Origin of the sequence: Roseburia sp. AF42-8 (assembly GCF_003435965.1) — a bacterium.
Taxonomy (GTDB): Bacteria; Bacillota; Clostridia; order Lachnospirales; family Lachnospiraceae; genus Roseburia_C; species Roseburia_C amylophila.
In genome coordinates this window covers 23,998-38,047 of sequence record NZ_QTVB01000004.1, presented here as the reverse complement: position 1 = coordinate 38,047, position 14,050 = coordinate 23,998, and the positions used below count along the sequence as shown (strand labels likewise).

At 42.4% G+C, this 14,050-nt stretch carries 12 protein-coding genes; 1 reads left to right on the top strand and 11 read right to left on the bottom strand.

The window, feature by feature from the left end; all coding sequences use genetic code 11:
* Positions 1-34: 34 nt before the first annotated feature.
* From DW059_RS02745 to DW059_RS02700, 10 genes are all read right to left on the bottom strand, one after another.
* Positions 35-940 (bottom strand): dihydroorotate dehydrogenase, encoded by a 906-nt coding sequence (locus DW059_RS02745; protein ID WP_117697493.1) that lies wholly within the window; start codon positions 938-940, stop codon positions 35-37.
* A complete protein-coding gene (locus DW059_RS02740; protein ID WP_117697491.1) occupies positions 940-1,707 on the bottom strand; it encodes a dihydroorotate dehydrogenase electron transfer subunit in 768 nt (255 codons plus the stop codon). Before DW059_RS02740 ends, DW059_RS02745 begins: the two co-directional genes overlap by 1 nt.
* 9 nt (positions 1,708-1,716) lie before the next feature.
* Positions 1,717-2,643 carry an orotidine-5'-phosphate decarboxylase gene (gene pyrF, locus DW059_RS02735; protein ID WP_117697490.1) on the bottom strand — a complete coding sequence of 309 codons (927 nt, stop codon included), beginning with the start codon at positions 2,641-2,643 and terminating at the stop codon, positions 1,717-1,719.
* A 21-nt stretch (positions 2,644-2,664) separates the two neighbouring features.
* Positions 2,665-3,948 carry a dihydroorotase gene (locus DW059_RS02730; protein WP_117697488.1) on the bottom strand — a complete coding sequence of 428 codons (1,284 nt, stop codon included), beginning with the start codon at positions 3,946-3,948 and terminating at the stop codon, positions 2,665-2,667.
* Between the two features lie 57 nt (positions 3,949-4,005).
* Positions 4,006-5,256 (bottom strand): GTPase HflX, encoded by a 1,251-nt coding sequence (gene hflX, locus DW059_RS02725; protein WP_117697635.1) that lies wholly within the window; start codon positions 5,254-5,256, stop codon positions 4,006-4,008.
* 25 nt (positions 5,257-5,281) lie between these two features.
* Positions 5,282-5,716 carry a CZB domain-containing protein gene (locus tag DW059_RS02720; RefSeq protein ID WP_117697486.1) on the bottom strand — a complete coding sequence of 145 codons (435 nt, stop codon included), beginning with the start codon at positions 5,714-5,716 and terminating at the stop codon, positions 5,282-5,284.
* Entirely contained in the window at positions 5,700-6,716 is a 1,017-nt protein-coding gene (locus DW059_RS02715; protein ID WP_158551980.1) for a methyl-accepting chemotaxis protein, read from the bottom strand. Before DW059_RS02715 ends, DW059_RS02720 begins: the two co-directional genes overlap by 17 nt.
* Before the next feature lie 127 nt (positions 6,717-6,843).
* The gene (locus DW059_RS02710; RefSeq protein ID WP_117697482.1) at positions 6,844-8,118 is read right to left on the bottom strand and encodes a M18 family aminopeptidase; all 1,275 of its coding nucleotides are present in this window, start codon (positions 8,116-8,118) and stop codon (positions 6,844-6,846) included.
* A gap of 14 nt (positions 8,119-8,132) precedes the next feature.
* A complete protein-coding gene (locus DW059_RS02705) occupies positions 8,133-8,942 on the bottom strand; it encodes a Cof-type HAD-IIB family hydrolase (RefSeq protein WP_117697480.1) in 810 nt (269 codons plus the stop codon).
* A 65-nt stretch (positions 8,943-9,007) separates the two neighbouring features.
* Complete coding sequence (locus DW059_RS02700) at positions 9,008-9,964, bottom strand: tetratricopeptide repeat protein (RefSeq protein ID WP_207659149.1); 957 nt, start codon at positions 9,962-9,964, stop codon at positions 9,008-9,010.
* Between the two features lie 687 nt (positions 9,965-10,651).
* On the opposite strand from DW059_RS02700, the gene DW059_RS02695 reads away from it, so the two are divergent.
* Positions 10,652-11,575: a 30S ribosomal protein S1 gene (locus DW059_RS02695; protein WP_117697476.1), complete on the top strand. Its 924-nt coding sequence runs from the start codon at positions 10,652-10,654 to the stop codon at positions 11,573-11,575.
* Between the two features lie 87 nt (positions 11,576-11,662).
* Here DW059_RS02695 and DW059_RS02690 read toward each other — a convergent pair whose 3' ends face one another.
* Positions 11,663-13,918 (bottom strand): glycogen/starch/alpha-glucan phosphorylase, encoded by a 2,256-nt coding sequence (locus tag DW059_RS02690; RefSeq protein ID WP_022244419.1) that lies wholly within the window; start codon positions 13,916-13,918, stop codon positions 11,663-11,665.
* Between the last annotated feature and the right edge of the window lie 132 nt (positions 13,919-14,050).

Here is a 14,050-nt window from a genome sequence, read left to right as displayed (position 1 = left end):
TTTTATCTCTCCGGCAGCATCAAAAACAGTCCCATTAATCAGTGACTGCACCAATCAGTTCATTGATATCTTCAACTCCATTATTTTCCATATAATCCTGTATACCATTGATAATATCAATCGTTGCGGTAGGATTGGTAAAGTTTGCAGTTCCCACAGATACTGCGGTTGCTCCTGCCAGTATCAGTTCCAATGCATCTTCCGTGCTCTGTACACCTCCCATTCCGATAATCGGAATATTCACTGCCTGAGCTGCCTGATATACCATACGCACTGCAATTGGATGCACTGCCGGTCCGGACATCCCACCAGTTCTGTTTGCCAAAGCAAATTTTCTGCGGTTTACATCAATCTTCATTCCAGTCAGTGTATTAATCAGGGAAATTACATCTGCTCCGCCTGCTTCTGCCGCTTTTGCCATCTCTGTAATATCCGTTACATTCGGGCTCAATTTCATAATAACCGGCTGTCTTGCATATTTTTTCACTTCTTTTGTAATTTCTTCTACAGAAGCTGCATTCTGTCCAAAGGCAATGCCGCCTTCTTTGACATTTGGACAGGAAATATTGATTTCCAGCATATCTACCGGCTGATCGGAGAGTCTTTCCACAACTTCTATATAATCGGATGTTGTTTTACCACATACATTTACAATAATGCGTGTGTCATAGTGGGTAAGAAACGGAATATCACGCTGTACAAATACATCAATACCAGGATTCTGTAAACCGATAGCATTTAACATTCCACCATACACCTCTGCCACACGAGGGGTCGGATTCCCCGGCCATGGTACATTGGCAACACCTTTCGTCACTACTGCACCCAGTTTATTCAAATCTACAAATTCACTGTATTCCTGACCGGAGCCAAAGGTTCCGGATGCTGTCATAATCGGGTTCTTCAATAATACTCCTGCCAGATTCACTCTTGTATTCATTAAAGTTCCACCTCCTCAGCCCGGAAAACCGGTCCTTCTTTACATACACGTTTATTATTGACATTGGAATGTTCGTCCTTGTCCTTAGACTGGCACACGCAGGCTAAGCAGGCTCCGATTCCACAAGCCATACGTTCTTCCATGGAAATCCAGCACTCAATCTGTTTCTCTTTTGCATATTCCTTAATAGCTGCCAGCATCGGCTTTGGTCCGCAGGCATAGATAATATCTGCTGTCAGCCCATTTTCACGAATGGCATCCAATACATTTCCTTCTGTCCCGGCACTTCCGTCCTCAGTTGCCACATAGACTTCCCCTTCTTCACGAAATTCATCCATCAGGAAAAGTTCATCCCGGAAGCCAAGTACCATCTGCTTTTCACAGTCCAATTCTTTTGCCAGCTCTAACATTGGTGGAATACCAATTCCACCGCCAATTAAGAACGCTTTCTTTTCTTTCTTCGGAAATCCATTTCCCAGCGGTCCTGTTATATTAAGGATTCCGCCGGTATGCATACCGGAAAACTCTTCTGTTCCCTTTCCAACTTTACGGTATACCAGACGGATGGCATTATCCATTTTATCAATTTCACAGATACTGATTGGTCTTGGAAGCAGTCTGCTTCCTTCATTACAATATACAGATACAAACTGACCTGCTTTTGCATGTGCTGCAATCTCTTCCGTACGCAGCCACATACTGTAAATGTCATCCGCAATTTCTTCCTGGCGGATAATAATCGCCTGTTCCTTAAACTTCTCTGCCATCTTCTTCTCCTATCTTGCCTGTAAAGCTCCATCGATATCTTTTATCATTGCCTCTACTGCTGCTCTGGATGCATCTGCAAAATGCTCTGCTCCAAAAGATGCATAAGCTTCCTGCTTATATGCGGCAATGATTCCACGGGATGAATTAACAATTGCACCCAGTCCGTTTTCGTCGAAGTAATGTACTAAGTCCGCTCCTTTTCCACCCTGGGCACCGTATCCCGGAACCAGGATAAAGCTCTTTGGCATTACTTTACGAAGGACTTTTCCGATCTCCGGATAGGTTGCTCCTACTACTGCTCCCACATAGCTGTAGTTATCTCCCATGACTTCTTCGCCCCACTGCGCTACCTTTTCACCGACATATTCATACAGTGGTCTGCCATCAATTAATCTGTCCTGGAATTCTCCACTGGATGGATTGCTGGTCTTAACTAAAATGAAGATACCTTTTTTCTCTTCTTTACATACTTCCAGGAAAGGCTTGATTCCGTCTGAACCCAGATATGGATTAACGGTTGCAAAGTCTTCATCAAAAGCAGAAAGCTTCTTGCCTCCCACCTGAACTTTACCAAGATGTCCCACTGCATAAGCTGCGGATGTAGAACCGATATCGCCACGTTTTACATCTCCGATTACCACAAGGTCTTTGGAGTGGCAGTAATCTACTGTCTTCTGATATGCTTTCACACCCTCTGTTCCAAACTGCTCATACATGGCAATCTGTGGTTTTACAGCAGGAATCAGATCATAAGTGGCATCTACAATTGCTTTGTTAAACTGCCAGATTGCTTCTGCCGCACCCTCTAAAGTCTCACCATGCTCCTTAAATGCTACTGCCTTAATATGTTCCGGAACATAATCTAACATCGGGTCTAAGCCGACAACGATTGGTGCATGGGTTTTCTCGATTTTTTTAATTAATTTGTTAATCATATCTTTAAGCCTTTCTTTTTCTTATTCTTCTGCTGCATCATATACAATTCTGCCTTCACAGATAGTCATCATTACTTTACCGGTTACTTTTCTGCCGTGGAATGGTGTATTCTTTGATTTCGACCAGAACTTGTTCTTATCAATGGCATAAGTGCATTCCGGATCAAAAAGCATGACATCTGCCATACTTCCCTCTTCCAAAGTTCCTTTCTTCAAATGAAGAATCTGTGCCGGGTTATAGCTCATCTTCTCTACCATCTGCATCGGTGTTAAGTATCCCCCCAGCACAAGTTCTGTATAAGTCAGTGCTGCTGCAGTTTCCATTCCAACAATTCCGAATGGAGCCTTTACCATGCTGTTATTTTTTTCATCTGCGGTATGCGGTGCATGGTCTGTGGAAATGACTTCCATGGTTCCGTCGGAAAGTCCCTTTTTCAATGCCTCCACATCCTCTTTCCGGCGGAGTGGCGGATTCATCTTATAATTGGTATCTCCCTCTACCATATCATCTGATGTCAGTGTAAAATGATGCGGACATACCTCTGCGGATACCGGAATATGCTCTAACTTGGCATATTTCACCATGTTTACACTATTCTTCGTGGAGCAGTGGCAAAGATGCAGGTGTGCACCGGTATCTTTGGATAACAGGATATTTCTTGCAATCATGATATCTTCTACGGAATTGGTAATTCCAGCCAGACCCCAACGTTTTGCATTCTCATCCTCGTTGACCACGCCGGAGCCAACCAGATTCTTATCTTCGCAATGTGACAGTACCGGAATGTTACAGTCTCTTGCTACCAGCATGGCATCTCTTGCAAGAAGTGAATTCATGACTGATTTGCCATCTTCACTGATTGCAGGGCTTCCTGCCTCCGCCATCTCTTTGATGTCAGCTAATTCCTCTCCCTGCTGTCCTTTTGTTATAGCGCCAACCTGTAATACATGCACCAGTCCGACACTTTCTGCCTTATGATGTACATAACGTACTACATCAGCATTGTCTACCACCGGCCTGGTATTTGGCATTGCAAGTACCGTGGTATATCCGCCTCTTGCTGCGGAACGGGTTTCTGTTTCAACATCGCCCTTATGGGTAAATCCTGGATCCCGCAAATGCACGTGCATATCAACGAGTCCCGGCATTACATACAGTCCTTTGGCATCAATAGTCTTCTCTGCCTTTTTTTTGATATTTTTCCCTCTTTTGGTAATGACTCCATCTTCTATGAAAAGGTCCATTACATCATCTGTTTTCGTAGCCGGATCTAAAATGCGGCCACCTTTTATTAAGATTGTCATGTGGAATACCTCCTGTTGCTCCTATTTTAGCATACAAGCAGTTCTGGGGCAATCTGCTCATGCATGTATTTTCTCAAATAGCGCCGGAGGTACATATGCTTCTATACGGATTCCCTCCGGCAGATATTCTTCTGCTATTAATTCTCCTGTTTCTCTTATCTGCTGCAGCAATCCACCCTTGTCATATGGCAGCACTGTCTCAAGATAGCGCTTGTTCTCCCGCAGTATCCGGGCAAGACAGTCTTTCAGTTCTTCTAGGCCATCACCTCTTGCTGCAGATACCCGTAAAGTAATATCTGCCCTGCCATCCCGCAATGGTTCCCGGTCTGTAATAGCATCCTGCTTATTAAACAATGTCAGTATCTTTTTATCTGTAACCTCTAACTGGTGCAATGTCTCATATACAATATGCATCTGCTTGGCAGCCTGTGGATTGGATGCATCCACCACATGAATGATAAAATCTGCATACTTAGCTTCCTCTAAAGTACTACGGAAGGCATCAATCAGATGATGCGGCAGTTTCCGGATAAACCCTACCGTATCCGTAAGCAAAAGCTTCTGGCTTCCCGGAAGTTCTAACATTCTGGTAGTCGGGTCTAAGGTTGCAAAAAGTTTATCCTCTGCAAGAATTCCAGCTCCGGTCAGAGCATTTAAAAGAGTTGATTTACCGGCATTGGTATACCCTACAATTGCTGCCACCGGAACATGATTCCGTTGTCTTGCCACACGATTCACTTCCCGGTGCCGTTTCACTTCCTCCAGCTCCCGTTTGAGCTGGCTGATTCTTGATGCAATCAGACGACGGTCTACCTCTAACTTTTTCTCTCCCGGACCTCTCGTTCCAATTCCGCCTCCCAGCCTTGACATACTCTTTCCTATACCGGAAAGACGGCTCATGCGGTAACGGAGCTGTGCCAGTTCCACCTGTATCTTTCCTTCACTGGTAGATGCTCTGGCTGCAAAAATATCAAGGATAATTAAAGTTCTGTCCATCACTTTTACGTTCAGGGCATCCGAAAGATTCCGAAGCTGTGCCGGGCTTAGTTCGTCATCGCAGACAATTCCTGTTGCATTGGTCCATGCAATTTCATCCAGCAGCTCTTCTACTTTTCCGCTACCAATATAAAGCCCCGGATGTATTGTCTGACGGTTCTGGATTACCCTGCCCACCGTTACTGCTCCGGCAGTCTTCACCAGCTCCTCCAATTCATCCAGGGAGTCTTCTGTATCATCGCCATCCTGGCTGCTTACGCCAACCAGGATGACTCTTTCTTTCATTTCATTATTTTCAAAAAATTCAGGCATAAAATATCCTTTTCTTACTTTCTGTTTATGCAAACACACTCTGTCCGTTCTGGGATAATCCTGCAGAAATATTTAAAATTGCAGCAAAATCATTCTGTAATTCATTTGAGCATTTCTCTGCTTCCTGATAAATTTCTTCTGCTCTTTCCGCATTCTCATCGAACAGTGCCTGCTGCACTTCTTTTCCATAGCCATGGAATCTTCTGTGTTTCTCTGCCAGTGCATTCCAGACCGGTGCAATTGCCGGATTTTCCAGATGCATGGAATAGTAAAAATGGCCAAAGCCGCATTTTGTATCATCAAATTGTAACGTAAGGACATTCTTCTCAGTTACCATGGTATGTAAAGTTTCAAGCCATGCCCTATGTGCTTCCATTGCTTTTTGTACATAAGCATCAAAAACTGCATTATCCATACGGTAAAATGCATCATGCTCATTTCTCCTATAACCTCGCCACATTATCCATACCCGTTTCAACCTGGGCTAATGGTTCTACCGAACCTTTTAAATTTCCATTTATAACCGTCAGCAATTCTGCATCATTGCTGAGATTACTGCACTGGTTTTCAATACAGGACACCTGGGTTTCCAGCACATTCATGGAGCTGCTGATTTCTTCACTGATACCAGCAAGGGAACCAATAGATTCGCTGATGGTTCCAACATTTTTCTTGTTCTCGTCATTAATATTCCATACGGCATTAATTTTCTGATCAATATTGTCAAGAGATGTAATTGCAACATCCACACTCTTAGAGCTCTTCTCAGAAGCATCGCGGATTCCTTCTACGAATTCACCCATATTTCCGGTTAACTGCTTGGTTCCCTCTGCCAGCTGACGGATTTCTTCCGCTACAACGGCAAATCCCTTTCCTGCTTCTCCTGCTCTTGCTGCCTCGATTGATGCGTTCAATGCCAGCAGGTTGGTCTGTTCGGAAATTGCATTGATGCCTTCAATGACTTCATTCATATGATTGATAACATCCATCAATGCATCCATATTCTTCTTCATTTCTGTGGATTCTGAGATTGCATCTTTGGATAAATCCCGGATAGCGGTCAGTTCTTCCTGGCCATTCTCTATCTTCTTATAAATATCCGTAGTTTTCTCTGATACATCAATAATTGTATTGGTCAGACCCTCATGGGCATTTCTTACTTCCTCTGCAATACTGGATGTTTCTGTTGTTGCATCATGGATTGCCTTTGTTGCTGTATTGACATCCTCTGCTGCCGTTGTCATCTTTACGGTATCATGTTCAACTTTCAGACCTAAGGCACTCATTGTCATAACTGCCTGCATATCTTCCCCATATACCTGCGCAAGCTGACGTCTGCCAGCGTTCATTCGCTCATACATATTCTGCAGTTCCGGTGAACCTGCAGCATAATTCTCTTCTTTCATCTCACTGATTGACTGAACCAGATTTACAATTTTTTTGTTCTTTCCCAACGCCATATATTTCCTCCAATCAATGCACTTTCTGTGCATTACGTTATACTACTAATTTTGTACTGAATCCTGCCGATTGTCAACGACATTTTGTGATATTTTTCCAAAAAATTTAACCTTTTTTGCAATTTCTTTATGCAGAAAATATTTTCAAAAACATTACCAATGCCTGATAATCTCTCATATCTGCCAGTTCTCTTGCTGAATGCATGGCAAGCATCGGAATCCCAATATCCGCTCCCTGCATTGGCAGATAGGAAACCGCAATCGGTCCAAGGGTCTGTCCACCCGGCATGCCGGAACGGTTTACCTGCACCTGATATGGAATATCTGTCTTTTTACAAAGCTGCATCACTACCGCTGTTGCCTCACTGTCAGAAAGATACCGCTGGCTGGCAGAAGTCTTTACGGTAATTCCTTTTCCCAATATCACATCATTCGTAATATCTGATTTATTTGTGTAATTCGGATGTACGGCATGAGCTCCGTCTATAGACAAGAGAAATCCTCCCCGGAGCATATCATTTATCTCTGTTTCTGCCATTCCAAAGGCTGCTCCAATCTTCATTATGATATCCTTAAGCAGACTGCTGTCTGCTCCCTGCTTGGAACGGCTGCCGATTTCCTCATTATCAAATAGTCCTGCTACAACCAGTGAATCTCCGGTTGTTTTTTCACACATTGTCTCCACAATTGCTGCTACCGATGCCAGATTATCGATTCTCGGAGAAGAAAGAAGCTTCTTATCACTTCCTATTAATTCCGGTTCATCCATATTGGTAAGGAATAAATCATAGCTTAAAACCTCATTTACCTCTGCCCCAAGATGCTCTTTTAAGTAATCCGTAAAGAAATTCTCCGTAACGTCTCCGTCCCGCTCTATTCCAAACAGTGGAAGCAGTTCTCTTTGCATATCATATTCCTGTTTTCCGCCTGCCTCACGGTTCAGGTGTGGTGCTAATGACGGAATCACTGCTGATGGTTCCTCACTTCCGAAAAGCTTTACTTCCGGTGCAAATGGATGTTCCGATTCTAATACCACTTTCCCATAAATTCCAAGTGGACGGTCAAACCATGTATTTTTGAGCATACCGCCATATGGCTCCACATTTAACTGCCTGTAATCCTTCGTCTTCACCTCAGGATTCGGTTTTATTTTAAAACATGGGAAATCTGTATGGGCCAGCATCAGGCGGAGTGCCGTCTTTCTGTCCAGCTGCTCCGGAACAGCGAATGCTACTACCATACCGGAATACGGTCTTACATAGTATTTACCGCCTGCATGAAGCTGCCAGGATTCCTGCAGCTTTAATTCTTCATACCCTGCCTCCTGCAACTGCTTTCCTGTCCATTCTGTTACATGATATGGTGATTTTCCCTTTGACAATAGTTCTGTTATTTTCTGCATGCCATACGCCTTCCTTACATGAATCTGTCTATTACAAGCGCCACTCCGTCTTCATCATTGGAAGTGGTAATATAATCTGCGACCTCTTTTACCTCCGGCTGTGCGTTTGCCATTGCCACACCAAGCCCGGCAAATGCAATCATAGACTTGTCATTAAAGCCATCTCCACAGCAGAGCATCTGCTCTTTCTTTTCTCCCAGATATTCTAACAGTTTTCCAAGAGAATATGCCTTATCAATGGATGGTGGAACAATTTCTAAGAAAAACGGTTCTGAGCGAAAAATGTTTAATTGTTCTCCAAAGGTCTGCCGCATCACATCCTGTGCTTTTGCAATCTTTTCCGGTTCTCCTGTCATCAGGAATTTATTTACCGGATAATCTACATATTCTGCGAAATTATCTACCTCTTCCATCGGCATTCCGTTAATTTTTGCCTCAATACTGCTGTATTCATTCACTCCGTTTCCATGGATGATGGTATTTCCTTTATAAGTAAGCACGCCCACACCCAGTCTGCATGCCTGCTCATACACTGCCGGCACCAGTTCTACCGATATTGTCTTATTGTATACAATCTCTCCGGTCTCATAATTAATAATCTTTCCACCATTAAATGCCAGTACAAATCCGCCATAGCTCTTCAAATCCAGTTCGTCTGCCAGCTTTACGATGCCCCCGGTAGGACGGCCGGATGCCAGCACTACTTTTTTCCCTTCCTTTTGAATCCGCATCAGTGCGTCTTTCGTCTTTGGTGTAATGACTTTCTTTGAATTGGTTAAGGTGCCATCTAAATCCAGCACGATAATCTCATAGGTTTCGCTCATTTTCGTATTGTTCCTCTCTGCCTTTTTCCCTCGTTTTCCTGTCCCATACATTTTGCCCTTTTTGCTTAACGTGTCATCAAAAACAAGTATTCCCGGGCAGCTTCTTCGTCATTCGGATAATTCTTTGTATAATCCTCCATCTCGCTTTTTGCAGATGCGAAATCTCCGCTCTGTTCATATGCCAGTATCAGATTACGCTGCGCCTCCTGCTTCTGTGAGCCTGCATCTAAATCCAGTGCCATCTTAAGATAGTTTATTGCACTATCATAATTACCTTTTTCTAATCCCATTCCTCCCAGACAAATCAATGCTGTCGGATTATCCTGGTTTTCATCGATATATTCTTTATATAATCCGGCTGCCTTCTCATCTTCGCCTTTCACTTCATAGAGCTGTGCCATATACAAAGAAGCTTCCGTGCTCTTTTTATTAATAGCTGTCGTAAGCTCTGTTTCCGCATTATCATAATCTCCCAGTAATAGATAAATTCTGCCTCTCTGGGCATAGTCCTCCGCTGATTTACCACCTGCTTCAATACCTTTTTTCAGATACTCCTGACCTTCGGTCTGCATTCCTGCGGCATAACACTCCTGGTACAAAGCAATATACATTTCATAGTCAGTGCCGGCATACTGTGCTGCCAGATTAAAATTTTCTTTTGCTTTATCCATGTCATTTTCTTTCCGGTACAGTTCTCCTAACAGGAAATATGCCTGGGCATTTTTCTTGTCATAATTGATTAATGCCTGATATGTCTCAATGGCATCCTCTTTCTTTCCTGCGGCATACTGTGCTGCTGCTTTATAATAACAGGTATCTATTTCTTCTTCTCCTACAACTGCCAGTGACTGGTCCAGTGCATTCTGAAATGCATCAACGGCTCCTTCATAGTCACCCTCCTGCATACAGTTGATGCCTATCTGCCGATATGCATCTTTATTATTCTGTGTCTCATCCTCCTCACAGCCGGCCAGCAACAGTCCTGCTACAAGTACAACTGCCATATATTTTATTTTCTTCATAATTGCCTCGCTTTCATCCGCTTTAGTATAGCAAATTAAGGCTCTTCTTTCAACCTCGCCCCGGCTTGTTTTTCTTCGTTTCCTGTGATACACTGCAAGAAAAATCATGAGTTATTCTCATGCATATGGTTAGGCGATTGCGAAGCGGGACAGAAAGGATTCCGGCAAAAAAATTTTGCGGCATTCCAAGGGAATCTGATTTTCTTTGATGTGAAATGCCAACCGTTCTTAGTGGTTTATTTTTCTTGATTATAAACTGTCTTTTCACTTGCTTTGACAGAATCGGGGCACTGTCCATCAAGGGCGGATGCCACATAATGTCTGCAAGGGGCACGGGGAATTTCGGCATACTTTTTCTTTCATCTGGCAACCGGCACAAATTCACATCCATGTTCAATTGTGCCTCGCTGGTACATCCCTGTACCAGCGTTGCCTGCTGCCAGATGAAATTCCGGGTGCCCCTAACAGCCCTTATCAGGCATCCGTACTTTGACAGACAGTGTCCCGATTCTACTCAAACATGGAAAAGACTGTTTTTATCGTAAAAAGAAAAACGAACCACTTAGAACGGTGGTATTTCATCATCCGAAAAACAGTGTCTTGGAATACCGCAAAACTTCTTTACCGGCAGCTCCTGTCCCCTTTCGCAATCGCCTAACCAGAATCAGATAAGAAAGAGGTTTTACTATGTCAGAAAACGAAGCAAAAGAAACCATGCAGGACTTTGAAGCAGAGCTTGAGGCTTCCTTCCGGAAAATCAACGAAGGAGACATCTTAACCGGAACCGTTATCTCTGTGGATGAAGACGCCATCACATTGGACTTAAAGTATTATGCCCCGGGAATCATCAAAGCAGATGAAGTCAGCAACGACCCATCCTTTGTCATTGACGAGCACATTCATCCGGGAGATGTCTTAGAAGCAACGGTCATCCGCCGGGATGATGGAGAAGGCAACATTTTACTTTCCATGAAAGAAGCCAACGAAGTGCTTGCCTGGGATAAGTTAAAAGAGCTGTTGGAAAACGAAACCATTGTTACCGTAAAGGTCAGTGAAGCGGTAAAAGCCGGTGTGGTTGCATACCTTTATGGCATTCGCGGATTTATTCCGGCTTCACAGATTACCACAGCCTATGTAGAAGATACCGAAAGCTATGTTGGAAAGGAATTAGAAGTCCGTGTCATTACTGTAGATGAGGAAGATGACCGTCTGGTGCTCTCCGGTAAATCCGTTGCTCTTGAAAAAGAAGCAGAAGAGAGGAATCACAAGATTGCGATGTTAGTTCCGGGCAGTATTGTAGAAGGAACCGTGGAAAGCCTGATGCCATATGGTGCATTTATCAACCTTGGGGACGGACTTACGGGACTTGTCCACATTTCCCAGATTTGTGAACGCCGTATTAATAAGCCTTCCGAAGTATTAAAGGAAGGACAGCATGTAAAAGCCAAGCTTTTAAATACCAACGACGGCAAAATCAGCTTAAGCATGCGTGCATTGGAAGAAGAAATGGTAGATACTTCTGTAGAAGAAAAAGAAGACTTATCCGCCTACACCTCTGATGAAAGTGCTTCTACCAGCCTTGGCGCACTGTTAAAGGGATTGAAGCTCTAAGTCGTATTTCATAAAACGCAACAAGGGACAGATATTTCTATCTGTCCCTCATTGTTTTTAAAGGTTGGAGAATACTTTTATCAAAATTTAGTCTAATTTCCAAATATCTTTGTTGTACTGCTCAATTGTACGGTCAGATGAGAAGAAGCCGGCTTTGCTGATGTTTGTCAGCATCATTTTTGCCCATGCTTTTCTATCTTCATAATCTGCAAGCATTTCATCTTTCTTTGCACGATAAGATTCGAAATCCGGAAGAGTCATGAACCAGTCTTTATTGATTAACTCATTGAAAAGTCTCTCTAAGTTCTCTGCATTTCCGATTGCTTTCATTTCATCACTTACGATGAAGTCGATTGCACGTTTGATATCTGCATCATTATCATAATACTTGCGTGATACATAATCAGCTTTTGCGTAATGCTCAATTACTTCGTCAGAAGACTCTCCAAAGATGTAGATGTTATCATCTCCTACTAACTGATGCATTTCTACGTTTGCTCCGTCCATGGTTCCGATTGCTACTGCACCATTTAACATGAACTTCATGTTAGATGTTCCGGATGCCTCTTTAGAAGCTAAGGAAATCTGCTCATGGATATCTGCTGCCGGGATTAATTTCTCAGCTAAAGTAACATTGTAGTTCTCTACCATAACAACCTGTAAGTACGGACTTACTTCCGGGTCATTTGCAATTAACTGCTGTAAGCAGAGAATTAAATGGATAATGTCTTTTGCAATGATGTAAGCCGGAGCTGCCTTTGCACCAAAGATTGCAGTAATCTTTCTTGCCGGTTTCTTTCCTGCTTTGATTTCAAAATATTTGTTAATTACATAGAGTGCATTCATCTGCTGTCTCTTGTACTCATGTAATCTCTTAATCTGAATATCAAATACTGAGTTCTCATCTAAGTCGATGTTCTGTGTTGCCTTTAAGTAGTTCTTAAGAACAACTTTGTTCTCAGTCTTGATTGCAAGTAATTTATCTAATACTGCATCATCATTTACGAACTGTCCTAATTTTTCCAGTTCCATTGCATCTTTCTTGAATCCTGGTCCAATCAGTTCTTCGATTAAGGATGTCAATCCCTTATCACAGTGTAATAACCAACGACGGAATGTGATACCGTTTGTCTTGTTATTGAACTTCTCAGGATAAATCTTGTAGAAGTTATTTAACTCAGAATCTTTTAAGATTTCTGTATGAAGGTATGCAACACCATTTACGCTGAATCCGTAGTGGATATCCATATGAGCCATGTGTACACGTTTTTCATCATCAATGATGTATACAGACTTGTCATCATATTTAGCAACTACACGGTTGTTTAATTCGTAGATGATTGGCATTAACTGTGGAACAACTTTCTCTAAGAAAGAGATTGGCCATTTCTCTAATGCTTCTGCTAAGATGGTGTGATTGGTATATGCACAACACTTGGAAACGATTGCAATAGCCTCGTCCATGCCGATTCCTCTTTCCATTAACAGACGAATCATCTCCGGGATTACCATAGATGGATGGGTATCATTAATCTGGATTACTGCATAATCAGCAAGATCATGCAAGTTACATCCTCTTTCTACTGCCTCATCTAAGATTAACTGTGCAGCGTTGCTTACCATGAAGTACTGCTGGTAAACACGAAGGAGACGTCCCTTGTCATCGCTGTCATCCGGATATAAGAATAATGTCAGGTTTTTCTTGATATCCTCTTTGTCAAAGTCAATTCCATCCCCAACGATGCTCTCATCTACTGTTTCGATATCGAATAAATGAAGCTTGTTGGTTGTGTTTTCATATCCGGTAACATCAATATCATATAATTTTGAAGTTACATTAAATCCACCAAACTGTACCTGATAGCTCTTATCTGTCTTTGTCAGCCAGCTTTCATCCTGAATCCAAGGATTCTTGGTTTCTTTCTGAAGGTTGTTTTCAAATACCTGTTTGAATAATCCGTAATGATAGTTAAGTCCAACTCCATCACCGTTTAATCCTAATGTTGCAATAGAATCAAGGAAGCATGCTGCAAGTCTTCCAAGACCACCGTTACCAAGTGATGGTTCCGGCTCAACCTCTTCAATTGCACAGATGTCTTTGCCATTTGCTGCAAGTACATCTCTCACTTCATCATATACGCCTAAATTAATCAGGTTGTTGGAGAGAAGTTTTCCAATTAAGAACTCTGCGGAAATATAATATAATTTTTTCTTTCCGTTGTGGTTTTCTTTCTTCTCAGCCATTGCTTTTGTCATCTCTAATAATGCGAAGTATAATTCTTCATTAGAGCAATCAGCAATTCCCTTGTTATATTTCTTTGTTACGATTTCCTGTAAATTCATTTTTGACCCTCCGTAAAATTTGAATTCAGTTCGTTCTCTTATGTATGCATTATCTAACATTTCTTTTACATTTTCTTGTAATATACCGATTAAAAGTGGTACAATACTATCATATTTCGGTGATTTTAGAAA